Here is a 26,642-nt window from a genome sequence, read left to right as displayed (position 1 = left end):
TTTTCTGGAAAAAGGCCCCTGAATTGAACGTCGGCACGAAGCTCATCGCATACTTGCAGCAGTTGGAGACGCAGCTTCGCGCCGGCGGCTGGCCACGGATCTCGCCCGACGAGGAACCGCCGCTGCGATCGGAATTGTTCAGCGCCGATCAGATGGAGCAGCATGGCAAGGCGCTCGCGGCCGCACACCGATTGGCCCCGGAACGAGGCCCGGATCAGCTTCTGCGGCGACTGGCGGCGAATGAGAGCGCCCTGGTCGGCGTGTGCAGGCTGTTGACCGTCGCGGTGACGGAGAACCGCCGCATCACGCCGGCGGGGGACTGGCTGCTCGACAATTTCTATCTCATCGAAGAACAGATCGGCACGGCCAAGCGGCACCTGCCCAAAGGCTACAGCCGGGAGCTGCCGCGGCTGGATGAGGGCACATCGGGGGTGTCAGCCGGACGTCCGCGCGTCTATGACATTGCGCTGGAAGCGGTGGCGCATGGCGACGGTCGCGTGGATACCGAAAGCCTCAGCCGCTTCGTCGCGGCCTACCAGAGCGTGACGCCCCTCAAGCTGGGTGAATTGTGGGCCGTGCCGATCATGCTGCGGCTGGCATTGATCGAGAATCTGCGCCGCGTCGGCGTACGGATCGCGGCCGGGTGGGCGGAGCGCAATCTGGCCGATTCGTGGGCGGACCAGATGACGGAGACCGCCGAGAATGATCCGAAGAGCCTGATCCTGGTGATCGCGGACATGGCGCGTTCGGATCCGCCGATGGTCAGCGCGTTCGTCGCCGAACTCGCGCGCCGCCTGCAGGGGCGGGGGCCTGCACTGGCCCTGCCGCTGACCTGGATCGAGCAGCGACTCTCCGAATCGGGTCTGACGATCGAACAGATGGTGCAGTCGGAGAACCAGCAACAGGCCGCCGATCAGGTCTCCATCAGCAACAGCATCGGCAGTCTCCGCGTTCTGGGCGCGATGGACTGGCGCGAGTTCGTCGAGCGCATGAGCGTCGTCGAGCGGACACTGCTGGAGGATCCGGCCGGGGTCTATGGCAGGATGGACTTTGCGACCCGCGACCGCTACCGCCATGCAACGGAAGCGATCGCACGGAAGGGGCGGCTGACGGAGGGCGAGGTCGCCCGGACGGTCGTCGAGATGGCAAGGGCCGGCGCGGCCATCGATCCCGTCAGCGGAAGCGTTGGCCGTGCCGGGCATGTCGGCTACTACCTGATCGACCGGGGCCTGCCTGCGCTCGAGCAGGCGGCGGAAGTCCGTCATTCCAGCTTCGAGGCCTTGCGCCGGAAGACAGGCCGGATTCCGCTGGTCACGTATCTGGGCGCGATCGCGCTGATCACCTTGATCCTTGCCGGGTGCCTGCTGACGCAGGCGCTAGACGCCGGAACATCCGTCTGGGCGCTGCTGCCGATTGCCTTCGTCGTGTTGCTGGCGGTGAGCCAGTTGGCCGTGGCGCTGGTGAACTGGCTGGCAACGCTGCTGGTGGCGCCGCATCCGCTGCCGAGGATGGATTTTTCGGATGGCATCCCGGCGCAATCGCGCACGCTGGTGGTGGTGCCGACCATGCTCACCAGTGCACAAAACGTCGAGGATCTGGTCGAGGCGCTGGAAGTCCGGTTCCTGGCGAATCGCGATGCGAGCCTGCACTTCGGTCTGCTGACCGACTTTCTGGACGCGCAGCAGGAATCGCTGCCCGAGGACGGCCCGCTGATGGCGTTGGCGCGGACGCGGATCGAAGCGCTGAACGAGAAGTACGGCAGCGGCGAGGGCTGGATCCGGGGCGACATATTCTTCCTCTTCCACCGCCCGCGGCGCTGGAACCCGCAGGAACGGGTGTGGATGGGGCATGAGCGCAAGCGCGGCAAGCTCGCGGACCTGAACGCGCTGCTGCGGGGACGCGTGCGCGATGATGCCGGGGAGCACTTTTCGCTCGTCGTCGGGGATACGGCGATCCTGTCCGGCGTGAAGTACGTGATCACCCTGGATACGGACACGCAATTGCCGCGCGATACGGCGCGGCAGCTTGTCGCCGCCCTGGCGCATCCACTGAATCGTGCATGCTACGACAAGGACAAGTGTCGCGTGTGCGAAGGCTATGCCATCCTCCAGCCGCGCGTGTCGGTCAGCCTGCCGGGGACGAACCGTTCGCGCTATGCGCGCCTGTACGGCGGCGAACCGGGCATCGACCCGTACACGCGCGCGGTGTCGGACGTCTATCAGGACGTGTTCGGCGAAGGCTCGTTCATCGGCAAGGGGATCTACGACGTCGATGCGTTCGAGCAGGCGCTCGACGGCTGCTTTCCGGAAAATCGCATCCTCAGTCACGACCTGCTCGAAGGCTGTTACGCGCGTGCCGGGCTGTTGAGCGACGTGCAGGTGTACGAGGACTATCCCGCCCGCTACAGCGCGGACGTGAGCCGCCGTCATCGCTGGATCCGGGGCGACTGGCAGCTGGCGGGATGGTTGCTGCGGCGCGTTCCGGGCGAGGGGGGCGGCCGCCGGCCGAACCCGCTGTCGATGCTCTCGCAGTGGAAGCTGGTCGACAACCTGCGCCGCAGCCTCGTTCCGGCGGCGCTGACGCTGCTGTTGCTGTGCGGATGGATGCTGATGTCGCCGGCGTGGTTGTGGACCGTGACGGTGATCGGCATCCTGCTGGTCCCGTCGCTGTGCGCCGCCATTGTCGATCTGTTGCGCAAGCCGGATGAAGTGCTGTTGCGCCAGCACCTCGCAGCGGTTGCAAATTCGGCGGCACGGCGCTTGATGCAGGTGGGGTTCGAGCTGGCCTGCCTGCCGTACGAGGCGTTTTTCAGCCTCGATGCGATCGTGCGCACGGCCTGGCGGATGCTCGTCGGGCGCAGACGGCTGCTCGAATGGAAACCGTCGAGCGAAGTCGATCGCGAGTTGGGCGAGCGCGACCGCAGCGAGGCTGCCGCGTGCTGGCGGTCGATGTGGGCGGGCCCCGTACTTGCCGCGGCGACGGCGGCTTGGCTGGGGGTTGCAGCGCCGATGGTGCTGGTGGCGGCGGGCCCGGTCCTGCTGCTGTGGTTCGCGTCGCCCGGCATAGCATGGTGGATCAGCCGCCCGCTGGCGCGCCGCGCGGCGGCCCTGACGCCCGACCAGTCCTTCTTCCTGCGTGCGCTGGCGCGCCGCACCTGGGCGTTTTTCGACACCTTCGTCGGTGCGGACGACCACTGGCTGCCGCCGGACAATTATCAGGAGTATCGCGTTGCCGCGGTGGCGCATCGCACGTCGCCGACGAATATCGGGATGGCCTTGCTGGCGAATCTGTCCGCGTACGACTTCGGCTACATCACGGCCGGACGACTGATCGAGCGCACGACCAGCACCCTGCGCACGATGAACGCGCTGGAGCGGCACCGGGGGCATTTCTACAACTGGTACGACACCCAGACGCTGCACCCCTTGCCGCCGCTGTATGTGTCGACCGTGGACAGCGGCAACCTCGCCGGCCACCTGCTGACCTTGCGTGCCGGGCTGCTCGCGCTGGCCGATGAAAGGATCCTGACGGGGCAACTGTTCGACGGCCTGCGCGACACGCTCACGGTTTTCGCGGATGTCGCCGAGACGACGACGGGCAAGGCGGCTGCGGGCGCGTGGACGGAGTTCAGGAGCGCCTTGGAAGCGGCCTCCGCCGCCCCCCCGGATACCCTCGCCGCGGCGCAATCCACCCTGATGCGCCTGGCGACCGGCGCTGGCGAACTCGCTGCGCGGGTCGTCGCCGGCCTCGATGTCGGGGATGGCCCGCTGCCCGAGCGGGATGCGAAGGCGGAGGAGGCGCGGGGATGGGCGCAGGCGCTGGAGCGGCAATGCCGCGAGGCGCTGGACGAGCTGTACTTTCTTGCCCCGTGGCTGGCGCCACCGGCGGCGCCGGATCGGGCGGAGGCGCATGTCGCCGAACGCGTCGGCGATTGTGTCGCCGAATGTGCCGACCCGAGCGGCATCCCGACCCTGCGCGAATTGGCGGCGGCAGGGAGCACCCGCGCCCAGGACAGGATCGCGGCCATCGAGCGCCTGGCGCTGCAATGCGGCGACTTTGCAGCGATGGACTATGAGTTCCTGTTCGACAAGACGCGGCACCTGCTGACCATCGGTTACAACGTGGAGGAGCGCCGCCTGGATGCGAGTTACTACGATCTGCTGGCCTCCGAAGCACGCCTGTGCAGTTTCGTGGCCATTGCCCAGGGACAGGTGCCGCAGGAAAGCTGGTTCACGCTCGGACGCCTGCTCACCGCCACCGGTGGCGAGCCGGTGCTGCTGTCGTGGAGCGGTTCGATGTTCGAATACCTGATGCCGCTGCTGGTGATGCCGAGCTACGACAACACGCTGCTCGACCAGACGTGCAAGGCGGCGGTGGCACGACAGATCGAGTACGGCGACCAGCGCGGCGTTCCGTGGGGTATTTCGGAATCCGGCTACAACACCGTCGACATGCACCTCAATTACCAGTACCGCGCCTTCGGCGTGCCGGGGCTGGGACTCAAGCGCGGGCTGGCCGACGATCTGGTGATCGCGCCCTATGCCTCGGTGCTCGCGCTGATGGTGGCGCCCGAGGAGGCATGCCTGAATCTGCAGCGGCTCGCGGCCGAGGGCTTTCTCGGCAAGTTCGGCTTCTTCGAGGCGATCGACTACACGCCGGCCCGCCAGCGTCGCGGGCAATCGCATGTGGTGGTGCGCTCCTTCATGGCCCACCATCAGGGCATGAGCCTGCTGGCGCTCGCCTACCTGCTGCTCGACCGTCCGATGCAGCGCCGCTTCGAGTCGGACCGCCTGTTCCAGGCAATCATGCTCCTGTTGCAGGAGCGCATCCCGAAAGCCACGGCCTTGTTTGCGCATACCGCGCAACTCTCGGAAGTGCGCGCGACGTCGGTCGCGGCGGAAACGCAGATCCGGGTGTTCAACACCCCGCATACGCCGATTCCCGAGGTGCAGCTGTTGTCGAACGGCCGCTACCACGTGATGGTCACGAACGCGGGGGGTGGCTACAGCCGGTGGAAGGACCTCGCCGTCACGCGCTGGCGTGAAGACGGCACTTGCGACAACCGCGGAACGTTCTGCTATGTCCGCGAAGTGACCGGCGGCGCAGGCGGTGAGTTCTGGTCGGCCGCCTATCAGCCGACGCTCAAGCGCCCCGCAACCTACGAAGCGATCTTCTCCGAAGGGCGCGCCGAGTTCCGCCGCCGCGATGCGGTTGGCGGCGGCGATGGCGATTTCGAGACCTACACCGAGATCGTCGTGTCGCCCGAGGACGATATCGAGCTGCGCCGGGTCCGCATAACCAATCGCTCGGGCCTGCGTCGGGAGATCGAGGTCACGAGCTATGCCGAGGTCGTGATCGCGCCGCCGGCCGCGGATGCGCTGCATCCGGCCTTCAGCAATCTTTTCGTGCAGACCGAGATCCTGCGCGAGCGCTGCGCGATCCTGTGCACGCGCCGGCCCCGCTCGGCCGGCGAGCAGGTGCCGTGGATGCTGCACCTGATGGCGGTGCATGGCGCGGCCGTCGGCGAAGCGTCCTACGAGACCGATCGCCTGCGCTTCATCGGCCGTACGAGAAGCGCCGCCGATCCGCTGGCGATGGGCGAGCCGGGGCCGCTCTCGGGCACCGACGGTTCGGTGCTGGATCCGGTCGTCGCCATCCGTCATCGCATCGCGCTCGATCCGGAACAGGCGGTCACGATCGACATCGTGTCGGGCATCAGCGATACCCGCGATGCGGCGGTGAGCCTGGTCGAGAAATACTTCGACCGCCACCTTGCGGACCGCGTCTTCGACCTGACGTGGACCCACAGCCAGGTCATGCTGCGGCAGCTCAATGCCAGCGAGGCCGATGCGCAACTGCATGCGCGCCTGGCCAGCTCCGTCATCCACGCCAACGCCTCCCTGCGCGCCGACCCGGCGGTGCTGATCAAGAACCGCCGCGGGCAGTCGGGGCTATGGGGTTACGCCATCTCCGGCGACCTGCCGATCGTGCTGCTGCAGATCGGGGATTCGGCCAATATCGATCTCGTACGCCAACTCGTGCAGGCCCACGCCTATTGGCGGCTGAAGGGGTTGGCGGTGGACCTGGTGATCTGGAACGAGGAGCACTCCGGGTACCGGCAACGCCTGCAGGACCAGATCATGGGGCTGATCGCCTCGGGGATCGAGGCGAGCGTGATCGACCGGCCGGGGGGCATCTTCGTGCGGCCGGCGGAGCAGATGTCGGGCGAAGACCGCATCCTGCTGCAGTCGGTGGCGCGCGCCATCATCACCGACGGCCGCGGCACGCTGGTGGAACAGCTCGATCGTCGCCCCCTCGCGGAACCACGGCCGCCGCGCTTCGTGCCGAGTCGCACGCCGCGCACCGAGGGCTCGTCCGCCACCGCCGCGCCGCGCCGCGATCTGATCCTGTTCAACGGGCTCGGCGGATTCACGCCCGACGGGCGCGAGTACGTCATGGCGCTCGCGCCCGGCGAGGTGACGCCGGCGCCGTGGGTGAACGTCCTCGCAAACCCCCACTTCGGGACGATCGTCTCGGAGAGCGGCGCCGCCTACACGTGGAGCGAGAACGCGCACGAATACCGCATCACCCCCTGGCACAACGACCCGGTGAGCGACCTGGGCGGTGAAGCGCTGTACCTGCGCGACGAAGAGACCGGCCAGTTCTGGTCGCCCACGCCGCTGCCTGCCGGTGCGGAGTCGTCCTGCGTCGTGCGCCACGGATTCGGCTACAGCGTTTTCGAGACCCAATTCGCGGGCATCTGGTCGGAACTGCGCGTCTTCGTGGCGCTGGATGCCGCGGTCAAGTTTTCGGTGTTGAAAGTCCGGAACGAATCGGGGCGTCCGCGCCGGCTCTCGGTGACCGGCTACGTCGAGTGGGTGCTGGGAGATCTCGGCGCGAAGTCGGCCATGCATGTCAGCACCGAAATCGACCCCCGCAGCGGTGCGCTCTACGCGCGCAACCCGTACAGCATGGAGTTTGCCGATCGGGTGGCCTTCTTCGACGTGGACGATCCGACGCGCAACCTGAGCGGCGACCGCATGGAATTCCTCGGGCGCAACGGTACCCTGCGCAATCCGGCAGCGATGGGCCGTTCGCGCCTGTCCGGCAAGGTGGGCGCCGCCCTGGACCCGTGCGGCGCGATCCAGGTGAGTTTCGAGCTGGGCGACGGGCACGAGCGCGACATCGTCTTCCGGCTCGGCGCGGGGCGCAACGTCGAGGACGCCGGCAAGCTCGTGCAGCGCTTCCGCGGCAGCCTGGCCGCGCGTGGTGCGCTGGAAGCCGTGCAGCAACACTGGACGCACACGCTCGGCGCGGTGCAGGTGGAAACGCCCGATCCGTCCGTGAATGTGCTGACCAATGGCTGGCTGGTGTACCAGACGCTGGCGTGCCGCATCTGGGCGCGCAGCGGTTACTACCAGTCGGGTGGCGCCTTCGGTTTCCGCGACCAGTTGCAGGACGTGATGGCGCTGATCCACGCCGAGCCCGCGCTGGTGCGCGCGCACCTGCTGCTGTGCGCGAGCCGCCAGTTCCAGGAGGGCGACGTCCAGCACTGGTGGCATCCGCCGGCAGGCCGCGGGGTGCGCACGCGCTGTTCGGACGACTACCTGTGGCTACCGCTGGCGGTGTGCCGCTACGTGACGGGCACCGGCGACTTCGCGGTGCTGGATGAGGCCGTGCACTTCCTCGAAGGCCGCCCGGTCAACCCGGAAGACGACTCCTACTACGATCTGCCCGGCCGCTCGGTCGATGTGGACAGCCTGTACCAGCACTGCGTGCGCGCCATCCGCCACGGTCTGAGCTTCGGCGAGCACGGGCTGCCGCTGATCGGCGCCGGCGACTGGAACGACGGCATGAATCTGGTGGGCATCAAGGGCAAGGGCGAGAGCGTCTGGCTGGGCTTCTTCCTGTGCGAAGTGCTCAGGCAGTTCGCCGGGGTGGCGCGGGCGCACGGTGATGCAGCCTTCGCCGACCTGTGCGCGGAGGAGGGGGCGCAGCTGCGCCGGAACATCGAGCAGCACGCCTGGGACGGCCAATGGTACCGCCGCGCCTGGTTCGACGACGGCACGCCGCTCGGCTCCGCGGGCAACGTCGAATGCCGCATCGATTCGATCTCGCAGAGCTGGTCGGTGCTGTCCGGGGCCGGCGACACGGAGCGCTCGCGCATGGCTATGAAGTCGGTCGACGACCACCTCGTGCGCCGCGACTACGCGCTCGTCCAGCTTCTCGACCCGCCCTTCGACAAGTCGACCCTGGACCCCGGCTACATCCGCGGCTACGTGCCGGGCGTGCGCGAGAACGGCGGGCAATACACCCACGGGGCGATCTGGGCGGCCATGGCGTTTGCCGCGCTGGGTGACGGCGCGCGTGCGTGGGAGCTGCTGACCCTGATCAACCCGGTCAATCACGCGCTGTCGGCGCAGGGCGTCGCCACCTACAAGACGGAACCCTACGTGGTCGCGGCCGACGTCTACGCGCTCGCGCCGCACATCGGCCGCGGCGGCTGGAGCTGGTATACCGGCTCGGCCGGCTGGATGTACCGGCTGATCGTGGAATCGCTGCTGGGCCTGAGGCTGGCGGGCGACACCCTGCATCTCGCCCCCTGCCTGCCCGCGGACTGGCACGCGTACAAGATCCACTACCGCTATCGCGATACCGTCTATCACATCGCTGTCGCGCAAACGCGCGTCGGTGACCTGGGTGAAAGCGGCGTGAACCGCGTGACGGTGGATGGCATCGAACGACCCGACAAGGCGATTGCGCTGCTTGATGACCGGCAGGAACACCTGGTCGAGGTGAGCGTACATGCGAAATGAGCATGCACGCCCGCCATTGCAGCGGTGCGGCTCCGCCGGTGCTTCAAGTTGCGGCGCGCTCGCGATCGGTCGGGCTCGATAGGCATGGCCGGACGCAGGCGAAATGTCCTTTTAAGCCGATCCTTCCAGCGGGCACTGACCGCGATGACGCGGACGGCGATTCGCGCCGGCTCGAAGGCGATCACCCAGGCGCTGAAGGCAAAGCCTGCACGCAAGCCCGCAGCACTCAAACGTCCGCTGGCCGGACGCACGGCGACCAAAGGCACGGCGACCAGGCGTGTCGCAAAGAACCGCGGGTCGGTGGCCGTCGGCGACTGGAGCGCGGGCCTCGCCATCGGCACGGCAGGCGCCCGGCGTTACTGGCTCTACAAGCCTCCCGGCGTACAGCGCGGCGAGCGCCTGCCGCTCGTGGTGATGCTGCACGGTTGCAGGCAGGGCGCGGAAGCCCTGGCCTCCAGCAGCAAGATGAACCGCATCGCCGCGCGCGAACGCTTCTTCGTGCTGTACCCCGAGCAGGACCGCCTGTCGAATGCGCAAGGTTGCTGGAACTGGTATGACACGCGCTCCGGCCGGGCGCAGGCCGAGGCCGGCGCCATCGATGCGGCGATCGATCAGGTTTGCCAGCTGCACGCGGTCGACCCGGAGCGCATCGCGTTGGCCGGGCTGTCGGCGGGCGCAGGGATGGCCGCGCTGATGGCGGTGCGTCACCCCCAGCGTTTTCGGGCGATTGCGATGCATTCGGGTATTGGAACGGGCGTCGCGCATTCATCGGCCTCCGCCTTGCGGGCCATGCGCGGGCGCCGGGTCGCAGGCACTGCGCTCGCGCCAATCGCTGCCGGAACACGGTCGCCAGCGTTGCTGGTCATCCACGGCACTGCCGACTACGTCGTCGCGCCCGGCAATGGCGCCGAGGCGGTACGGCTGTGGGCCGCGCGGGCGGGTGCAAAGCCGGGTACGCCGCGCACCGTGCAGCGCGGCACGCGCTACGCCACAACGATCACCGACTTCCGAACGCGCGGCCAGCTGGTCGCGACGCTATGCGAGGTCAACGGCCTTGGCCATGCGTGGAGTGGCGGCGCCGCGGGGCAGCGCTACAGTGACCCGAAAGGCCCGGACGCGTCACGCATGATGTGGACCTTCATGGCCAAACAGTTCGCCAGGGGCGCCGGCTAGGGGGCGGCATCGAGGAAGATGGCGACCACAGGGGGCCGTCGCCGCGCCTCGCCAAGACCGGGCGTTCCGGCAATTCAGGCGGACCCGACCTGTCGCTTCAGACGCTCGACTTCCTCCAGCAGATCGACCACCAGGGCGGCCAGTTCCGGCACGGCATCGAAGGCGGATTCGAGCTGCCGCATGCGCCGGGCCCGCGTCAGGTCATGGCTGGCGAAGCGCCAGTACGTCATCTGCATCGAGCCGTCGCCGAGAAAGCCGGCCTCGACGCGCTCGACAATCCACTGCGGCTCGACCCCGCAGGCTTGCGCCGCCTCTTCCAGGGTCAGGGTGACTTCGTCGACCAGGACGCCCGTCACGATCTCATTTTGCGTCACGGCTCACTCCCTCATCTTTCCGCGAGGATCGAAGTCCAATTCCCGCGCCATCGTTGCATAGATCTCGCGGGCCTTGTCGCTGTCTGCGGGAGGCAGCACGACGTCCAGTACCAGATACAGATCGCCCGGCGGCGTTCCCGGTATCCCGCGTCCTTTCAGGCGCAGTTTGCGGCCGCTTTGCGAGCCCCCAGGCACTTTCACCTGCACCGGACCCGAGGGTGTGGGCGCTTCGATGGACGCCCCCAGCGCGGCTTCCCACGGCGTCACCGGGATGGTCTGAAAGACATCCCGCCCCTCGATGCGATAGCGTGCGTCGGGCGCGAATTGCACTTCCAGAAACAGGTCGCCCGCCGGGCTGCCGCCCAGGCCGGGGCTGCCCTGGCCGCTCAGGCGGATATGCTGGCCTTCCTTCACGCCTTTGGGAATCCGCACGTGCAGGGTGTGCGCCCTGACTCCGACGCGGCCGTGTTCATCCGCCTGGGGGACATGCAGGGTGATCGTCCGCGTCGCGCCGTGATAAGTGTCGGCCAGATCGATCAGTATCTTGGCGTGGCGGTCCTGGCCGCGCATGCGGAAGTCGTCGGCGCCATGCCGGGCGCGGCCCGTGTGGCCGAACAGGTTGGCGAAAAAGTCGCTGAAGTCCGCATCGTCCGCGGGCGACGGACCGGGTCCCGAAAACTCGAATCCCGCGTCCCAGTCCGGTGGCGGCTGAAACTCCTGACCGGCCCGGTAACGGCTGCCCAGCTGGTCATAGGCCGCGCGTTTTTCCGGATCGGAAAGCACGGCGTTGGCCTCGTTGACCTCCTTCATATGCTTTTCCGCTTCCGGCTCCTTGCTGACATCCGGATGGTACTTGCGCGCGAGCCTGCGGTACGCCTTCTTGACCTCATCGGTGGTCGCGGTCTTCGCCACTCCGAGGATCTGGTAGTAATCCCTGAATTCCACGCTCTCAGCTCCCGAATCGATCGGCGTTGCAGGGTCCCCGCTCAGTGCGGGGCGGGGAAGCGGTAGTGCAGCGCATTCAGGTAGCGCGCAACCTCCTCGATGTCCTCGTTGCCCCAGCCCGCCCCGGCGACATCCTGCCAGCGGCGCACTTCCAGCCTCAGGCTTTTCCAGTCGGTGACGACCCGCTTGTCCCGCCAATGGACATCGAGGTTGTGGCACGCCTCGCAATGCGTCGAGTACAACAACTCGCCACGGGACGCATCGCGCGTGGTTTCGCCGGCATCAGCGAGATTCCCGCAAAGCATGAACGGCACGATGAGCATCGATTTCCGGAGCATATCCTTACCCCTCCCAGATACGGCCCTCCCATTAACTATAGATCGGAGATTTCGCTCCGCATTGCCGGCCCGAAATATAACGCTTGACTCTCAGCCCAATGGGGCCACACTGTCTGTGCGTGCTGCGTCGCAACATAAAAACTGGCACCCGAAGACAGCGAGCAATGCCGAGCTGATTTCATTCCAGACCACTTTACGCAGCAATTCCCACAAGGAAAGAAATAATGCAAACCACCACACCCGAACAGATCCGCGCTGCCAAGACGTACACCAACGCTTTGATGGCGCTGTCGCAGGTCGCTTTTTCCGGCGTCGAACGACTGGCTGCACTGAACCTGAATGTGGCTCGCGTCGCACTGGAAGACGCCTTCGCCGCGTCGAACAGTCTGCTGCAGGTCAAGGACGTCAGCGAGCTCAAGAACTTGCAGACCGCGATCAGCGCCCCGGCAACCGAGCACTGCGCAGCCTACTTTCGCAGCGTGCAGGAGATTGCTGCCGATTCGCAGCAGCAGGTCACCCAGCTCGTGACTTCGTACTTCGCGACACTCGGCTTCGACGCAACTGCCAAAGCCGGCTCGAATGCGGGGTTCGACATGTTCTCCAAGTTTGTGAAGGACACGAACAGCATGTTCGAAGCCAACGCCAAAGCGGTCGGCGACGCAACGACGAAAATGATGGCCCCGGTGACGTCTCACCCGAAGAAGGCTGCGTGAGTCTTCAGGCAAACGTAAGTAAGTAAGGAAGAAGCCCCGCGAGTCGGGGCTTTTTCCATTCTGCGCCGACGTTTAGGCCTGGTCCGACAAGTGATCGGCGAGGAAGCGCAGGAGGGCAGCAAGGACCGTGAGCAGTACCGGGCCGATGATGAGGCCGATGATGCCGAAGGCCGAAATGCCGCCGATGACGCCGACGAACACGGCGAGCATGGACACCTGTGCCTGGCTCGAAATCAGCAATGGGCGCAGCAAGTTGTCGGAAACCGACACGCCCAGCCCCCAGATCAACATGAAGATCGCCCAGCCCCACTCGGCGTTGGCGGCCAGGAAAAGGACCCCGGGCACCCAGACGAGCGCGGCACCGCCGACCGGCACGAGTGCCAGAAGCGCGGCCAGCACGCCGAACACCACCGCAGAGGGCAGGCCCGCCATCGCGAAGCCGATGCCCACCAGCGCCCCCTGGGCAAGGGCGGTCAGGCCGGTGCCGTAGACGACGGCGCGTGTCGTGTTGCCGATCAGGATGAGCAACTCTCCCTTGCGCTGTGCCTCCATCGGGACCAGGCGCACGACGCGGCCAAGCAGCTTCGGCCCGTCGCGCAGCAGGAAGAAGAGCAGGAACAGCATCATGAAGAAGTGGACGATCGTACCGAGGGCACCGAGAACAAAATTTCCACCCGTCGCTGCCAGCGACTTCAGCAGCATCTGGGTGCCGCTGCTCAGCCAGCGTTGGAGCTGCTCGGTGGTCGCAGTGAGGTTCTGGCGCAGCCATTCGACAACACTCCCGATGATGGGGTATTGCTCGAGCTGCGCGAGCAGATGGATATCGAACCGCAATTCCTCTGCCTGGAGACGGGTGATCAGCTCCGTCACCTGATTCGCGAAGGCGATGCCGAGGCTGACCAGCGGGCCCGCAAGGATGACGGGAACAAGCACGGTGATGATCCCGGCAGACAGGTCAGCGCGCCCTTTGAGCTTGCGGGTCAGCCTGCGGTGTACCGGTGCAAGCAGAAAGGCGAGGCAGATGCCCCACGCAAGGGCACCCCAGAAGGGCGCCAGCATCCAGTAAAGGGCGAGGGCGAAGAGGGCCGCCACGACAACTACGAAGGCCTTGCGATAGTCGTCCACGCGTGCTCCTTGCGCAAGTCCAAGCCGTGGGAAAGCTACAGCAAATTCTGCCTCGAATCAGCGCGCTTGCGCGGGATTCCGACCTTCACGACCCACCGGTTCGCAGCGCGCGCGCACTGGTGGCGTTTTTCATCGCAAGTTGAGGTTGCCGCCGCCGAAGAGCCCGATCAGTCCGATGAGGATCAGATAGATCGCGACGATATAGTTCAGCAGCCGCGGCACGAGAAGAATGAGAATCCCGGCGATCAGCGATACCAGGGGACCAAGAGCCAGGTTGATGGTCATGGGGGCACCTTTTCCTTTCGGTCACTTTTTCGATAGGACGGCGTAGGCGATCACGCATGCGCCGCCGCCGATGAGCAACCAGCCGACGAGCGGCGGAATCGAAACCGTATGCGTGCGTTCGGCGGTCGCCGTGATCGGCCCGATCTGGAGAATGTTCTCGGTCGTCGTATAGCTGTAATGGTCGTAGCCCAGAACGGCTGCGCCCATGACAATCAGTGCAACTCCGGTGATGAGTAGGGCTTTCATCGTGTGTCGATCCCTGGACTTGCGCCCCGTTGATGAGAATGTTGTCTTCCGGCAAATGATATTTACGCCGAAAACGGCGTCGGCTCTGTACGGTTCCGCACAGAAGGGCACGGAGTCAGTCCCGTGATTCACCGTCTCCGACAGTCCTTGGGCTGGAGTCGATCCATAGCGCGGCGGTGACGGGACGCACACACGCGCGGTTGTGTTCGCCAGCGAACGGAACGGGGCGCAGGTATCGCGTATTTTCAAATTGCACGTCCAGCTGACCGCGAATCTCCCCAAGAGAGCGGTTGTTGACCAACACTCCAGAGGAATTCAGATGAAGTATTCGATAATTTTTTCAGCGGCATTGATGGCGCTAGCCTTGAGCGCGTGTGAAAAGTCGACAGTCGTGACGCCGGCGCCGGCTCCTGCTCCAGCGCCCGTCCCGGGGCCCGCCGGTCCCGCCGGTCCCGCAGGTGCCCCTGGCTCCACCGGAATGACCGGGCAGATGGGGGCCACCGGGTCTACAGGATCTACCGGGGAAACCGGATCGACCGGATACACCGGAGCACAAGGATCAACCGGAGGGACTGGCGCAACCGGTTCCACCGGAGATACCGGAGCCCAAGGCGAGCGCGGCAAGACCGGTGGCGACACCGTGATCGTCGTTCCTGCCCCCGCGCGTTGAGATCCCGCTAGCAGTCCGTCGGACTACGCCACCCACGGTGGCGTAGTGTCCCCTTTTCGCAGGCGCACGAATCAGGATTCAGACACTTGAGCGCTACTTCGCGCGCTCTTGCCCATCGTCCTGCATCGCCAGCAGGATCAGCTGCGTGTCGCCGCTCCTGCCCGCTATGCGGCGGGCATTGAGCGATATCCTGCGTCGCCCGATGGCGGGGAAGCGCCTGCTGATGTCCGTGAAGGTCAGCACCATCCCCTCGATGACGTTGTCCACCGTCCGACAAGGCATGATGCGCGCCAGATCCGGGACGCTCAGCTGCAGCCACACTCCCGTACGGCAGCGACAATACAGAGGAAACAGGCTCCCTGTGTTCGCCAGCGCACGGAGTTCTGCACCTACGCTGTTCACGCGCCGGATGAGTTTCTGCGGGGGCGCTCTCCGATGGTTTGACGGCATTCGTGCCGGTTTTCCACTTTCTGAGGATTCGCCGTGAACCGTCCAATACTGATTCGTCGCGCGGCGGTCGGAATGATGCTTACGCGCGCACACATTTTCCTGATTGGCGCGGCGGCTCTGGCGCTCGCAGGCTGTGGCGAGATGGCCACGCTGCCGGTCTCGGCCGGCACCGGCCCACGACCCGCGCTGCCACCCCCGCAGCAGACGCTGCTTCCGACCGTACACATTGCGCCCGCCGTGGGCTGGCCGGCCGGCGTTACGCCGCATGCGGCACCGGGCACATCCGTCGCCAGATTCGCCGGCGGCCTGGATCACCCGCGCTGGCTGTACGTGCTGCCCAATGGCGATGTGCTGGTGGCCGAGACCAATGCTCCACCCAGGCCGGACGACGGCAAGGGTATCAAGGGTTGGCTGATGGGACTGTTCAAGAAGGGGGCGGGCGCTGGCGTACCCAGCGCCAACCGCATCACGCTGCTGCGCGACACTGATGGTGACGGGGTGGCGGATCTGCGCTCGGTGCTGCTGGAAGGGTTGAACTCACCGTTCGGCATGGCGCTGGTGGGTAACGATCTTTACGTAGCCAACTCCGATGCCGTGCTGCGATTTCCCTACGCCGCCGGCGACACGCGCATCGCGGCGCCGGGCGTCAAGGTGGTGGATCTGCCCGCAGGCGCGATCAACCACCACTGGACCAAGAACCTCATCGCCAGCCCGGACGGCGCAAGACTTTTCGTAACCGTAGGCTCTAACAGCAATGCGGCCGAACGGGGTATGGAGGTAGAAGCGGAGCGAGCTGCAATCTGGGAGGTGGATGCGCGCAGCGGCGCCCACCGCATCTTTGCGTCCGGTTTGCGCAACCCGAATGGCCTAGCGTGGGAGCCTCTCAGCGGCGCGTTATGGACAGTGGTCAATGAGCGCGACGAACTCGGCAGCGACCTGGTTCCCGACTTCATGACCGCGGTGCACGATGGCGCCTTCTACGGCTGGCCCTACAGTTACTACGGCCAGCATGTCGATGAACGCGTAAAGCCGCAGCGGCCCGAGCTGGTGGCCAAGGCGATTGCGCCGGACTACGCACTGGGGCCCCACACCGCTTCGCTGGGCTTGGCGTCATCCGTCGGCACCACGCTGCCCGCCCCCTTCGTCAACGGCATGTTCATCGGCCAGCATGGCTCGTGGAACCGCCGCCCGCACAGCGGCTACAAGGTGATTTTCGTGCCCTTCGAAGACGGCAAGCCTGGCGGCGCACCTGTCGATGTCCTGACGGGTTTCCTTGGCGAGGAAGGCAATGCATATGGCCGGCCGGTCGGTGTCGTACTCGACAAGCACGGCGCATTGCTCGTAGCCGACGACGTGGGCAATGTCGTCTGGCGCGTCACCGCCCGGCGTTGAGCCGAAGGTCTTCCTCCGTCAGCTTCGGGGCTTCTGAACCGGGTGGGTGCCAGTTCGCTGCCGTGTCGGCGCAGAATTCCGCGAGCTGCCCGAGCACGGTTTGCACTGCGCGATTGGCTCCGACGACGCCGCCGTAGGGCGACTCGTTCGCGGCATCAACGTTTTCATCGAATTCGCGTGACCCCAGAATCCGGCGCGTCCGGTTATCGACGAGATAGGCGCGTAGCGTGAAACGCACGCGACTCGGCTGGCTGGAAAAATCGTGATGCAGGCGGGTGATCTCGGTATCGAGGCGAAGATCGCCGGTCGCGGCGCTCGGCGTCAGCACGACCGCGCGGAATGCCCCGCTGGTCTCCACTGCAGCGACGATAAGCGGCGCGACCATGCGTGCAGGCGTATCGACCCATTCGCTGCGCGCAAAATATTCGAGTTTGTGGGCCTCGCGCACGTAGATGATGCGCTGGCTGTCGTAACCGGATGCCGCGTGCGGTGGATTGACGATCAGCGTGGGGCCGCTCATCGACAGGGTCGCCGGATGACGCGTTGCCGCCCGGGCCTCCACCCGTGCGTCGTCGAGCGAATAAAAAGCGGGCTGCGGCGTCGCCGTCTGGCGCAGTGTGCCGCAACCGGCGGCGAGCGCCAGCAACAAGCCGGTGGCGCATAGCCCGGAAAATCGTGCGAAGGATGGATTCATCATGGCCGTTGTTGTCCTGAGGGGTTTCCGGTTTCCGACTCTCCCGGCCCGTCCGGCACCGGCCTGCGCCCGAACAGCAGTCCGGCGGGGTTGCGCTCGGTTTGCTCGCTGAGGCGACGCAGCGAGGTCGACAGGACACTGAGTTCCCCGAGCAGCCGCTCCAGTTCAGGCAGCGTTTCCTCGCCCAGGCGCTTCAGGTCGGCCCCGGCCGAGTCGACGGTCTTCCCGGCGCTGACGCTTGTCCGGGAGACCTCGTTGCCCATCCTCTCGATCGCCGCGGCGCTGCGTCCGATGCGATCGATCACGGGGCCGGCCTGCGCGCTGGCTCGCGAGCTGTTCTCGAACGTGCGGGCGGCATGGGTGATGCCCGCGTCGAGCTCCTCCTTGCGCGTGGCGATCGTGCGCGCCACGGCGGCGATGTCGTTGAGGGCGCTGGTGAATGCCGCCCGGTTTTCGTCGCTGAGAATGGCGTTGATGCTGGTCGAGGTACTATCCAGCTTGGCCAGCACGCTCGTGAGCACATTCTCCAGGCGCGCGGCGAGCGAGGGCTTGGTGCGGATCACCGGGTAGGGGCTGCCCGCGGTGGCGCGAAGCGGGGGCGCACCCTGCGTGCCGCCGCCGAGCTCGACGTATGCGATCCCGGTCAGACCCTGCGTCTTGAGCACCGCGACGGTGTCCTCCTTGATGGGGGTACCGCGCTCGATGGCGAAGATCAGGTTCACCCGTTCCGGGTTGGCCGGGTCGAGCTGTATCTGCCGCACCTTGCCGACATCGACGCCGTTGTATTTGACCGGCGCATTCAGGTTCAGGCCTGCGACCGATTCGTCCTCGATCGCCAGGTAGAGGTCGTACTTCTTCTGGAACGCGCCGCCCGAGGCGAGCCACAGTATGCCCGCCACCAGCACAGCGCCGAGGACGAGGACGAACCCGCCGACGATCGCATAATTGACTTTGTTTTCCATGATGGCTACCCGGTTTCCCCGCTGGTGTGCACGTCGGCCTGCTGCCGGTCCTGTTCGTGCGCCGCTCTGCCGCGCGGGCCGTCGAAGAATTTCCGGATGGCGGGGTTGTCCATCTGCGCGAGCTCGGACATCGAACCGATGCCTTGCACCGTGCCTTCGGCGAGGACGGCAACACGGTCGGCGAGCTGCCACAAGAGGTCGAGATCGTGCGTGATCATCACGATGGTCAGGCCGAACAGGTCGCGCAGCTTGCGTACGAGCTGGTCGACTTCGCCGGCACTTTCGGGATCGAGACCGGCGGTCGGTTCGTCGAGGAAAACCAGCTCCGGGTCGAGGGCCAGCGCGCGCGCGAGCGAGGCCCGCTTCAACATGCCGCCGCTGAGTTCGGACGGATATTGCGCGCCGACCTTTGGTTCGAGCCCGGTCATGGCAAGCTTCGAGGCCGCGATTTCGTCGATCAGCGCGTCATCCAGGCCGGTGTGCTCGCGCAGCGGCAAGCCGACGTTTTCCTGCACCGTCAGCGATCCGAACAGTCCGCCATGCTGGAACATCACGCCCCAGCGCTGGCGTAGCGCAAGGGTTTCTCCGTTCGCGTCGCCACCATCGAGCGCCTGCAGATCGACGCCGAGGACGCGGATCGAGCCCGCATCCGGGCGATGCAGCAGGATCATTTCGCGCAACAGCGTCGACTTGCCCGAGCCGCTGCCGCCGATCAACGCGAAGATCTCGCCGCGGCGCACTTCGAGGTCGATGCCGGAATGCACGACGTGGTCGCCGAAGCTCGTCGACAGCTTGCTGATCTCGATGACCGCTTCGTCGGAAGGTGTCGGGTCTGGCATGTCAGAGGTCCAGCGCACTGAAGGCGACCGAGAACAGGGCGTCGGCGACGATCACGAGGAAGATCGACTGCACCACGGCGCGCGTCGTCTGGCGGCCGACGCTGTCGGCGCCGCCGTGGGTGCGAAAGCCCTGGAAGCAGCCCACCACGGCGATGATGGCGGCGAATACCGGGGCCTTGCCGACCCCGATGAGATAGGCCGTGACGCTGACGGCCTTGACGAAGCGATCGAGAAAATCGGCGAAGCCCACGCCCAGTTGCGCGCGCGCCATGAGCATGCCGCCGAATACGCCCAGCACGTCGGCGAACACGGTCAGCAGCGGCAGCGCGACCAGCAGCGCGAGAACCTTGGGCAGCACCAGCAGATCCAGTGGCGCGATGCCGAGCGTGCGCATGGCGTCGATCTCCTCGGTCACCGCCATCGTGCCGATCTGCGCCGCGTAGGCGGAGCCCGAACGCCCGGCGACGATGATGGCCGTGATCAGGGGCGCGAACTCGCGCAGCATCGACAGGCCGACGAGGTCGGCCACGAAAATGTTGGCACCGTACTGCCTGAGCTGGTTGGCACCCTGATAGGCGACAACGACGCCGAGGAGGAACGACAGCAGCCCGACGATGGGCAGGGCGTCGAATCCGGCGCTGCGGATGTTGTAAAGGATCGGTCGCCAGCGGAACCGCGCCGGGTGAGCGAGGCATCCGCCGAGCGCGAGCGCACATTCCCCGACGAAACTCAGCAGCGCAAAGCCCTGCTCGAGTGACGCTACAACGTTGCGGCCCAGGCGTTCAAGCGCCGACGCGGGCGCAATGGAAGACGAGGCGAGGGGGGGCTCCTGATCGGCCATCTGCTGCTCGATCGCTTCAAGCAGCCGGGTGAATTCCGGACGCAAGTCACGCAGCCGCACGGTCTTGCCTTCGCCACTCAGCCGGTGCACGAGCTTTTGCAGGACCCACGCGCCTGCGGTATCCAGAGCCTCGATGCGTGCGCCGTCGACGACCAGCTCCTGGCCGGCGGGGGCGGTCAGCGCGTCGAGTTGCGACGCAATTGCGCCGATCCCGCGTGCGGTCCAGGCGCCCGAAAGCGCGAGCTCCTGCGGTGACGATTGGGCGATGGCGGCGGGAGCCGCCGACATGCGATTCATGGATGAACTCGAGACTGAATGCGTTCGAGGATAGACGAAACGTTTTGCCGTGTTTGTTCGACAGCGCACATATCCCACGTATCGAGGGGGCGCCATTTACCGATTACTACAAACTACTCTTCCGGGAATCGCCCGTATGTGCGCCGTCGAACAGAGCGCCGCTTGTCGGAGGCGGATAATTGTTGGCGCGCTAACGTTCGCATCGAGGAAAAAATGTCCGCATCGCCTCACCTGACGCCATGACGCCACGTTCTTCGCTCAAATGGATCGCCGGAATCGCTCTCGCGCTGATTGCGCTGCCGGTTCTCTTTGTCGCAATTTTTGGCTGGAACTGGTTGCGCGGATCGATCGAGCGCATGGCACTGGAAAAAACCGGCCGCGAACTGGCGATCGGCGGCGATCTCGCGGTCGAGTTCGGCTGGCCGCACCCGCGTATCCATGCCGGTGCGGTGACATTCGCAAACCCGGCGTGGGCCACGGAAAAGCAGATGGTCGCGGCCGACGCGTTCGAAGTTTCGATCAACTTGCCGCAACTCATGCGACGAAACATCGTGCTTCCGGAAGTGCGGCTCAGGCGTCCCGTGATCTTTCTCGAACAGGGGAGCGAAGGTCGCAAGAACTGGCTGCTCGACCTCAAGCAGCAGGACGAAGGGGCGCGTATCCAGATCGACCGCCTGATGCTCGACGAAGGAACGCTCGGCTACGACGATGCTGCGCAGAAGACGCGGATCCGCTCGGCGCTGTCGACCTCGAACGCACAGCCGATCGAGGCCGGGCTGAGCTTTTCGGCACAGGGGCAATTCAAGGGCCTGCCCCTCAAGGCGAGCGGCAGCGGCGGACCGGTGCTCGGGCTGCGCGACGAGCGCACACCGTATCCGCTCAAGGGCGAACTCAGCGTGGGCGGTACCGTCGTGAAGGGCGAAGGGACCATCACGAGCCTGCTGAAGTTTTCCGCGGTGGATATGCAGCTCGCCGTGAGCGGGCGGAGCCTGGCGCAGCTTTACCCCCTGCTGGGCATCGTCTTTCCGGAAACCGGCGCGTATACGACGGCCGGGCATATCGTGCACAGCGGGGAGACGTGGCGCTACGAGAAATTCTCCGGCCGCATCGGCAGCAGCGACATTGGCGGCACGTTGCAGGTGGTGACCGGCGGCAAACGTCCGGCACTGGAGGCGGATGTCGTTTCCAACGTGCTCGATCTCGCCGATCTGGGCCCCTTGATCGGCGCCAGACCCGGTCGCCTGGAGGCAGCCCGAGAGGCCGCGCCGGCGCCTTCCGAGACGACCGCGCCCACGCCGGCGCAAGCACGCGTATTGCCGGACATGCTTTTCAAGACCGAGCGCTGGGATACCGTCGACGCCGAGGTGACGCTCAAGGCGAAGACGATCCGCCGCGCGGAGGAGTTGCCGCTGGAGGACCTCGTGACCCATCTGAGCCTGCGGGATTCGGTCCTGCGGCTCGAACCGCTCGACTTCGGCATCGCCGGCGGCCAGCTCAATGCCGTGATCACGCTCGACGGGCGCAAGGATCCGATCGCGGCGCACGCCAAGGTGAAGGCGCGCAAGATCCTGATTGCGAAGATGTTTCCGACGGTCAAGCTCAGCAAGGCCAGCATCGGCCAGATCAACGGCGATTTCGACCTCAAGGGCAACGGCGACTCGGTCAGGCGCATGCTTGCGAGTTCCAACGGCACGCTGGGCCTGGTCGTCGCCGGGGGCGAAATCAGCCGCTTGATGATGGAAATGGTCGGCCTGCATCTGTGGGAAATACTCGAACTGCAAGTGACCGGCGACGAGCTCGTCAAACTGCGCTGCGCGGTGGCCGACTTCGACGTCAAGGAAGGCGTCATGAACAGCCGGGCGCTGATCTTCGACACCGAGATCACCACCATCATCGGCACGGGCACCATCGATCTGGGGCAGGAAAAGCTCGATCTGACGCTGAATCAAAGAACCAAGGACACCAGTCCCGTGGCCTTGCGCAGCCCCATCCACGTGCGCGGCAGCTTTGCCCGGCCCGAAGCCGGTGTCGACAAAGGGCGCGTGGCGGCACGCGCGCTCGGCGCGACATTGCTCGGCATGGTTAACCCGTTGCTGGCCCTGATTCCGCTGATCGACGCCGGCCCGGGACAGGACAGCGATTGCGCCCAGTTGGTGCGGGAAGCGAGGACCTTGTCGGACTCAAAGAACACGAAAGGCGGGCCTTGATCGGGGTGCGCGGCGGGTACGGTGGCCAAACCGAAACCCTTGTCCCGCTTCGCATGGCTGAGTCCGCAGAAGCAGGACGGTGGTTGGGACGCGTTCATGGCATGGAGGGGCGTGGCGACAATGGTGGCCCACTGCGACGAGGCCGGCCCTGGTCATTTCTGGGCAATCGGCTTTGTGGAGAACAGATAGCTCCCGAGCTCCTCGGAAAACTTCGGGTCCCTGCGCCGAATCCACTCCAGCAACATGGATGCATGCTCCTTTTCCTCGTCCCGGTTGTGTTCGAGGATAGCCTTCAGTTCCGGGTCCTGGCTCGCGTCGGTGCGCTGGTTGTACCAGTCAATGGCTTCCAGCTCTTCCATAAGGGAAACAATTGCCCGGTGCATGTCGCGCGTTTGCGCAGAAAGTTCTTCCAAAGGCTCGTGGTAGCCGACGCTGGACATGGTTTTCTCCTGATCACTGCGGGTTCCTGGCTCGGACCGCCTGGGTTGGGTGCGAGCGCGTCGATCGTCGCCGGGCTCGCGGCGCGAGCGCGGTCGTTCAGCGCGTCGTTCAGCGCGGCTGCGCTCCCTGCAGCGTCTCGCGGTCCATCTGCGACCGCTCGCGCGCGTCGCTTCCTGCTTCTTCGCACGTATCCGCACTGCCGCTGCTCGAGACGGCCTGTCGCGTCGTGCGCAGATTCCCTTCCCAATTACAGCCCATCTCATCGCAGCGGTAGCGGTGTACCGGCACAACGACGCTCAGGAGCAGGTCCACGAACCGTCGCGGGACGCGGTACACGGAGCCCTTGCAGCGCGGGCATGCGTGTCGGTGTGCTGACTGGTAAAGGTCGTCCGGGTGATGTGTGTCGATCGTGGGGCGCGCGTTCATCGCCGTCACACCCCGATCCCGCGCGAAGCGTAACGGCGACGCCGCACCCCGATCAGGCTCTCGATCGATGACGGAGTCATTCGAGTTGCCATCCGCCGGCGTGACGATCATGGTGTCGAGACCACAGGCGCCACCACGCTTCCACCTTCATCCTCCCAGTCGGCCAGGACAGCCTTCTGGCGGATCTTGCGCGTGTGGCGAAGACGGTCGGCCATGAACTTGGCGAACACGGGGGCGACCGCAGCGTTCCCGACCAGCACTGCCGGCAGGATGAAATGTTTATAGCTTGTCATGATTTGGAGTCCTTTCAATGAGTGCGCGGAGCGCACCGTGGCGGGGCAACGAACAGCCGTCGGACCTCAGTCCTTGTTGCTTTCCTCGAAGCGTTTGATCTGCTCTTCGGCTTCGTCCTTCGTGATGCCGTAGGTTTCCTGGATCTTGCCCGCCAATTGGTCGCGCTTGCCGGCAATCACATCGAGGTGATCGTCGGTGAGTTTGCCCCACTGCGCTTTAACCTTGCCCTTGAACTGTTTCCAGTTGCCTTCGACGATATCCCAGTTCATATCAACTCCTTGCGATTGGTGGCCGACTGGTGGAATTGCCAGTCGAGCATGCATCGATGCTGCCGATGCGGGTTCAAGGTTAGGCGCAGGATCGGGCGCAGTCGGTACGCTGGCGCACCGAAGGTCGCAACCGTTTGTGGCTGCGGTGCGCGTGGCGGGACGTTCTCCCTGCGGCAGGTTTTGGAAGCGGGGCGGGCGCTCGGGCGCAGTCGGCCGAAATCGCGCCCAATGAGCGCTGTCGTACAGACAGTTCGTGACTACGGAGTAGTCTTGCAGCTCGGGACAGGGTGAAGACTGCCGGTACAACCGGTGGTCGCCAGGCAGTCCCGCAAAGGAATCCGTAATGCAAGCTGGTCTGCTCGATCTGCCCTGGTGGGCTTATGTGCTGGTTACGCTGGGCCTGACCCACGTCACCATCGCCTCGGTAACGATCTTTCTCCACCGCCATCAGGCGCACCGTGCGCTGAGCCTGCATCCCGCCGTGGCCCATTTCTTCCGCTTCTGGCTTTGGCTTACCACCGGGATGGTCACCCGGGAGTGGGTGGCGATTCACCGCAAGCACCACGCTGCCACCGAGACCGCGGAAGATCCGCACAGTCCGCAGGTCCGTGGGATCCGCAAAGTCCTGCTGGAGGGGGCCGAGCTGTATCGCCTGGAGAGCCGGAATGCGGCAACCCTCGCGCAGTACGGTCGCGGCACGCCCGACGACTGGATCGAGCGCAGGCTGTACACACCGCACAGCGCGCTCGGCGTGGGCATCATGCTGGGCATCGATCTCGTGCTGTTCGGCCCGATCGGGCTCACCATGTGGGCGGTGCAGATGCTGTGGATCCCGATTTTCGCCGCGGGCGTGATCAACGGCATCGGCCACTACTGGGGTTATCGCAATTTCGCGCCGTACGACGCGTCGCGCAATATCGTGCCCTGGGGCCTCCTGATCGGTGGCGAGGAACTGCACAACAACCACCATGCCTACGCCAGTTCCGCCCGGTTTTCGAACAGGTGGTGGGAATTCGACATTGGCTGGATGTACATCCGCGCGTTGGGGGTCGTCCGCCTCGCGAAGGTGCGCAAGGTCGCACCCGGCATACGCTACACCGCATCCAAGACGCACTGCGACGCAGACACCCTGCAGGCGGTCATCACCCACCGCTACGACGTGCTGGCCAGGTTCGCCAGAACCCTGCAGCGCACCGCCAGGGAGGAAATCCGCAGCCTGAGGGACAGCGCAGTGCCCGGCTTGAAGGATTCCAGCGCGCTGAACGCGGTCAGGCTCTGGTTGCAGAGGGATGCGCAGGCCCTGCCGGAAATGGAACGCGCAGTCCTGGAGCAGGCCCTGCATTCGAGCCCGGTGTTGAGCACCATCGATTCCATGCGGCAGGACCTCACCGCCTTGTGGGGCCGATCCACCGCATCGAAGGACCAGTTGGTCAGGCAGCTGGAAGACTGGTGCCGGCGCGCCGAGCAAAGCGGCATCGACGCCTTGCGGGAGTTCTCCCGGACACTGCGCCGCTACGACTCACCGTCGCGCGGAATGCAGTGACACTCTGGGGGCTGTCCTGCCGTGGACGGGCATTCCGTCCAAGCCGGATCACACGCCCCAGGTGACGGGAACCTTGTCCACCAGCGAGCGCTCCAGCAGCTCGAGGAGCGGAAGCGCCCGCTGGGCGAGCTGAATACGGTCATCGGCCTGGCGATCGCCATCCTCGTCGGCGTCGGGCAGCTCCCGTTTCGTTGACCTGTCGCCCTCGATCGCGGCCCGGAGGGCTGCGATCGCGCGGGGCAACTGTTCGACGGTGACGATACCCTTGTCGGCGTCCGGATCCTTGCCCAGTACGCTCAGCAACTCCTTGCCGTTTTCCTCGAACATCATCACATCGCCGCTGGCGGCGGACTTGAAAGTGATCAACATGATGGTGCCTCCTTTCCGTGTCTTCAGTTCAGCGCTGGTGTTCGGCCGGATGAGTGGAAGCCCGGGCGCGCCGCGGTAGCGCGTGGCTGCGGCGCATCACTCCTCGATCACCTCGTCGGTCCGAACCTGGAAACTCTTCAGTGTGTTCGGGCCGAAGCTGTTGCTGATGGCGACGTCGGCGGCGTCGCGGCCGCGGGCGATCAATACGCGTCCGATGCGCGGCATGTTGTTGCGCGCGTCGAAGGTGTACCAATGGCCGTCGAGATAGGCTTCGAACCAGCCGGCGAAATCCATCGGCCCGTAGGGCGGCGGCATGCCGATGTCGCCGAGGTAGCCGGTGCAATAACGTGCCGGGATGTTCATGCAGCGGCAGAAGGTGATGGCCAGGTGCGCAAAGTCACGGCATACGCCGGTGCGTTCGTGGAACGCCTCCCAGGCCGTCTTGCTCGGGCGCGCATGTTCATAGCCGAAGGTCAGATGTCGATGCACATGGTCGCAGATCGCCTGGACGCGCGCCCATCCGGGCGGTGCCGTGTGGAACAGGTCCCAGGCGGTGTCGGACAGGCGATCGGTCTCGCAATAGCGGCTCCCCAGCAGGAACAGCAGGGTTTCGTCGGGCAGTTCTTCCACCGGCGTCTGCCGCGCCTGCGGTACGACCACATCCGGCAGTCCCGTGTCCCTGACCAGCGCGTCGGTGGATAGCCGGAGTTCGCCCTTGGGGGCAACGATGCGCGAGCACCAATTGCCGAAGCTGTCGCGGTAGGCGGTGAGCGGGACGGGCGGGTCGGCGATCAGGTGGTCGGGGATGATGATGTCGGACACTCGCGAGTAGTGCACGCTCAGTGTCAGGATCATCGGCGTCGGCTGTGGGCAGTCGTAGATCAGTTCGTAGCCAATGCGGATCTTCATCCGGGTCTCCCGAGGTCAGCGGTG

The 26,642-nt window shown here is 65.7% G+C and carries 23 protein-coding genes; 6 read left to right on the top strand and 17 right to left on the bottom strand.

Going from position 1 to position 26,642, the window contains the following annotated elements:
* Window positions 1-23 precede the first annotated feature (23 nt).
* A complete protein-coding gene (locus BW991_RS14825) occupies window positions 24-8,816 on the top strand; it encodes a glycoside hydrolase family 94 protein (RefSeq protein ID WP_076602886.1) in 8,793 nt (2,930 codons plus the stop codon).
* 84 nt (window positions 8,817-8,900) lie between these two features.
* Window positions 8,901-9,989, top strand: coding sequence for an extracellular catalytic domain type 1 short-chain-length polyhydroxyalkanoate depolymerase (locus BW991_RS14820; protein ID WP_076602885.1), 1,089 nt, complete (start codon window positions 8,901-8,903; stop codon window positions 9,987-9,989).
* A gap of 74 nt (window positions 9,990-10,063) precedes the next feature.
* Here BW991_RS14820 and BW991_RS14815 read toward each other — a convergent pair whose 3' ends face one another.
* Genes BW991_RS14815 through BW991_RS14805 form a run of 3 tightly spaced genes read right to left on the bottom strand, consistent with a single transcriptional unit; the run spans window position 10,064 to window position 11,646 of the window.
* Window positions 10,064-10,363, bottom strand: coding sequence for a chaperone modulator CbpM (locus BW991_RS14815; protein ID WP_076602884.1), 300 nt, complete (start codon window positions 10,361-10,363; stop codon window positions 10,064-10,066).
* Between the two features lie 3 nt (window positions 10,364-10,366).
* Complete coding sequence (locus BW991_RS14810; protein WP_076602883.1) at window positions 10,367-11,308, bottom strand: DnaJ C-terminal domain-containing protein; 942 nt, start codon at window positions 11,306-11,308, stop codon at window positions 10,367-10,369.
* A 41-nt stretch (window positions 11,309-11,349) separates the two neighbouring features.
* The gene (locus BW991_RS14805; RefSeq protein ID WP_076602882.1) at window positions 11,350-11,646 is read right to left on the bottom strand and encodes a hypothetical protein; all 297 of its coding nucleotides are present in this window, start codon (window positions 11,644-11,646) and stop codon (window positions 11,350-11,352) included.
* Between the two features lie 224 nt (window positions 11,647-11,870).
* Here BW991_RS14805 and BW991_RS14800 point away from each other — a divergent pair, with 224 nt between their 5' ends.
* A complete protein-coding gene (locus tag BW991_RS14800) occupies window positions 11,871-12,359 on the top strand; it encodes a phasin family protein (RefSeq protein ID WP_076602881.1) in 489 nt (162 codons plus the stop codon).
* A 72-nt stretch (window positions 12,360-12,431) separates the two neighbouring features.
* Here BW991_RS14800 and BW991_RS14795 read toward each other — a convergent pair whose 3' ends face one another.
* From BW991_RS14795 to BW991_RS14775, 4 genes are all read right to left on the bottom strand, one after another.
* Window positions 12,432-13,484, bottom strand: coding sequence for an AI-2E family transporter (locus BW991_RS14795; protein ID WP_076602880.1), 1,053 nt, complete (start codon window positions 13,482-13,484; stop codon window positions 12,432-12,434).
* Window positions 13,485-13,613: 129 nt separating this feature from the next.
* Complete coding sequence (locus BW991_RS14790; RefSeq protein WP_076602879.1) at window positions 13,614-13,769, bottom strand: DUF3096 domain-containing protein; 156 nt, start codon at window positions 13,767-13,769, stop codon at window positions 13,614-13,616.
* Window positions 13,770-13,790: 21 nt separating this feature from the next.
* Entirely contained in the window at window positions 13,791-14,015 is a 225-nt protein-coding gene (locus BW991_RS14785; protein ID WP_076602878.1) for a hypothetical protein, read from the bottom strand.
* Between the two features lie 763 nt (window positions 14,016-14,778).
* Window positions 14,779-15,006, bottom strand: a complete 228-nt coding sequence (locus BW991_RS14775; protein WP_076602876.1) for a hypothetical protein — start codon at window positions 15,004-15,006, stop codon at window positions 14,779-14,781.
* 162 nt (window positions 15,007-15,168) lie between these two features.
* On the opposite strand from BW991_RS14775, the gene BW991_RS14770 reads away from it, so the two are divergent.
* A complete protein-coding gene (locus tag BW991_RS14770) occupies window positions 15,169-16,527 on the top strand; it encodes a PQQ-dependent sugar dehydrogenase (RefSeq protein WP_244551703.1) in 1,359 nt (452 codons plus the stop codon).
* On the opposite strand, the gene BW991_RS14765 is transcribed toward BW991_RS14770, so the two are convergent.
* Genes BW991_RS14765 through BW991_RS14750 form a run of 4 tightly spaced genes read right to left on the bottom strand, consistent with a single transcriptional unit; the run spans window position 16,511 to window position 20,160 of the window.
* The gene (locus tag BW991_RS14765) at window positions 16,511-17,176 is read right to left on the bottom strand and encodes an ABC-type transport auxiliary lipoprotein family protein (RefSeq protein ID WP_244551702.1); all 666 of its coding nucleotides are present in this window, start codon (window positions 17,174-17,176) and stop codon (window positions 16,511-16,513) included. The genes BW991_RS14770 and BW991_RS14765 overlap by 17 nt on opposite strands.
* A 44-nt stretch (window positions 17,177-17,220) precedes the next feature.
* Window positions 17,221-18,183 carry an MlaD family protein gene (locus BW991_RS14760; RefSeq protein WP_076602874.1) on the bottom strand — a complete coding sequence of 321 codons (963 nt, stop codon included), beginning with the start codon at window positions 18,181-18,183 and terminating at the stop codon, window positions 17,221-17,223.
* Window positions 18,184-18,188: 5 nt separating this feature from the next.
* Window positions 18,189-19,022: an ABC transporter ATP-binding protein gene (locus BW991_RS14755; protein WP_076602873.1), complete on the bottom strand. Its 834-nt coding sequence runs from the start codon at window positions 19,020-19,022 to the stop codon at window positions 18,189-18,191.
* A 1-nt stretch (window position 19,023) separates the two neighbouring features.
* Window positions 19,024-20,160 (bottom strand): ABC transporter permease, encoded by a 1,137-nt coding sequence (locus BW991_RS14750; protein WP_076602872.1) that lies wholly within the window; start codon window positions 20,158-20,160, stop codon window positions 19,024-19,026.
* A gap of 239 nt (window positions 20,161-20,399) precedes the next feature.
* On the opposite strand from BW991_RS14750, the gene BW991_RS14745 reads away from it, so the two are divergent.
* A complete protein-coding gene (locus BW991_RS14745; protein ID WP_076602871.1) occupies window positions 20,400-22,367 on the top strand; it encodes an AsmA family protein in 1,968 nt (655 codons plus the stop codon).
* Between the two features lie 152 nt (window positions 22,368-22,519).
* Here the strand turns inward: BW991_RS14745 and BW991_RS14740 are convergent, their stop codons facing one another.
* The 4 genes from BW991_RS14740 to BW991_RS14725 form a co-directional block, all read right to left on the bottom strand.
* Window positions 22,520-22,807 carry an encapsulin-associated ferritin-like protein gene (locus tag BW991_RS14740; protein ID WP_076602870.1) on the bottom strand — a complete coding sequence of 96 codons (288 nt, stop codon included), beginning with the start codon at window positions 22,805-22,807 and terminating at the stop codon, window positions 22,520-22,522.
* A 109-nt stretch (window positions 22,808-22,916) separates the two neighbouring features.
* Entirely contained in the window at window positions 22,917-23,345 is a 429-nt protein-coding gene (locus BW991_RS14735; RefSeq protein WP_076602869.1) for a hypothetical protein, read from the bottom strand.
* Window positions 23,342-23,527 (bottom strand): hypothetical protein, encoded by a 186-nt coding sequence (locus tag BW991_RS14730; protein WP_076602868.1) that lies wholly within the window; start codon window positions 23,525-23,527, stop codon window positions 23,342-23,344. Before BW991_RS14730 ends, BW991_RS14735 begins: the two co-directional genes overlap by 4 nt.
* A gap of 66 nt (window positions 23,528-23,593) precedes the next feature.
* A complete protein-coding gene (locus BW991_RS14725; protein WP_076602867.1) occupies window positions 23,594-23,797 on the bottom strand; it encodes a CsbD family protein in 204 nt (67 codons plus the stop codon).
* Window positions 23,798-24,140: 343 nt separating this feature from the next.
* On the opposite strand from BW991_RS14725, the gene BW991_RS14720 reads away from it, so the two are divergent.
* On the top strand, window positions 24,141-25,340 hold the full coding sequence (locus BW991_RS14720; protein WP_076602866.1) for a DesA family fatty acid desaturase: 1,200 nt from the start codon (window positions 24,141-24,143) through the stop codon (window positions 25,338-25,340).
* 48 nt (window positions 25,341-25,388) lie between these two features.
* Here the strand turns inward: BW991_RS14720 and BW991_RS14715 are convergent, their stop codons facing one another.
* Together BW991_RS14715 and BW991_RS14710 are read right to left on the bottom strand one after the other, a co-directional pair.
* Window positions 25,389-25,709 carry a DUF1840 domain-containing protein gene (locus BW991_RS14715; protein WP_076602865.1) on the bottom strand — a complete coding sequence of 107 codons (321 nt, stop codon included), beginning with the start codon at window positions 25,707-25,709 and terminating at the stop codon, window positions 25,389-25,391.
* A gap of 96 nt (window positions 25,710-25,805) precedes the next feature.
* On the bottom strand, window positions 25,806-26,618 hold the full coding sequence (locus BW991_RS14710; protein WP_076602864.1) for a transglutaminase-like domain-containing protein: 813 nt from the start codon (window positions 26,616-26,618) through the stop codon (window positions 25,806-25,808).
* Between the last annotated feature and the right edge of the window lie 24 nt (window positions 26,619-26,642).

The sequence above is a fragment of the Aromatoleum tolulyticum genome (assembly GCF_900156155.1).
Classification (GTDB): domain Bacteria; phylum Pseudomonadota; class Gammaproteobacteria; order Burkholderiales; family Rhodocyclaceae; genus Aromatoleum; species Aromatoleum tolulyticum.
Note: the sequence above shows the minus strand (reverse complement) of the source record. Positions and strands in the feature narration are given on the sequence as shown.

Bases quoted from the DNA above. Each gene is read 5' to 3' on its own strand.
- BW991_RS14820 (WP_076602885.1), top strand. From the start codon at position 8,901: ATGGCCGGACGCAGGCGAAATGTCCTTTTAAGCCGATCCTTCCAGCGG.
- BW991_RS14720 (WP_076602866.1), top strand. From the start codon at position 24,141: ATGCAAGCTGGTCTGCTCGATCTGCCCTGGTGGGCTTATGTGCTGGTT.
- BW991_RS14785 (WP_076602878.1), bottom strand. From the start codon at position 14,015: ATGAAAGCCCTACTCATCACCGGAGTTGCACTGATTGTCATGGGCGCA.
- BW991_RS14740 (WP_076602870.1), bottom strand. From the start codon at position 22,807: ATGTCCAGCGTCGGCTACCACGAGCCTTTGGAAGAACTTTCTGCGCAA.
- BW991_RS14745 (WP_076602871.1), top strand. From the start codon at position 20,400: ATGACGCCACGTTCTTCGCTCAAATGGATCGCCGGAATCGCTCTCGCG.
- BW991_RS14800 (WP_076602881.1), top strand. From the start codon at position 11,871: ATGCAAACCACCACACCCGAACAGATCCGCGCTGCCAAGACGTACACC.
- BW991_RS14725 (WP_076602867.1), bottom strand. From the start codon at position 23,797: ATGAACTGGGATATCGTCGAAGGCAACTGGAAACAGTTCAAGGGCAAG.
- BW991_RS14755 (WP_076602873.1), bottom strand. From the start codon at position 19,022: ATGCCAGACCCGACACCTTCCGACGAAGCGGTCATCGAGATCAGCAAG.
- BW991_RS14715 (WP_076602865.1), bottom strand. From the start codon at position 25,709: ATGTTGATCACTTTCAAGTCCGCCGCCAGCGGCGATGTGATGATGTTC.
- BW991_RS14760 (WP_076602874.1), bottom strand. From the start codon at position 18,183: ATGGAAAACAAAGTCAATTATGCGATCGTCGGCGGGTTCGTCCTCGTC.
- BW991_RS14805 (WP_076602882.1), bottom strand. From the start codon at position 11,646: ATGCTCCGGAAATCGATGCTCATCGTGCCGTTCATGCTTTGCGGGAAT.
- BW991_RS14750 (WP_076602872.1), bottom strand. From the start codon at position 20,160: ATGAATCGCATGTCGGCGGCTCCCGCCGCCATCGCCCAATCGTCACCG.
- BW991_RS14710 (WP_076602864.1), bottom strand. From the start codon at position 26,618: ATGAAGATCCGCATTGGCTACGAACTGATCTACGACTGCCCACAGCCG.
- BW991_RS14735 (WP_076602869.1), bottom strand. From the start codon at position 23,345: ATGATCGTCACGCCGGCGGATGGCAACTCGAATGACTCCGTCATCGAT.
- BW991_RS14790 (WP_076602879.1), bottom strand. From the start codon at position 13,769: ATGACCATCAACCTGGCTCTTGGTCCCCTGGTATCGCTGATCGCCGGG.
- BW991_RS14730 (WP_076602868.1), bottom strand. From the start codon at position 23,527: ATGACAAGCTATAAACATTTCATCCTGCCGGCAGTGCTGGTCGGGAAC.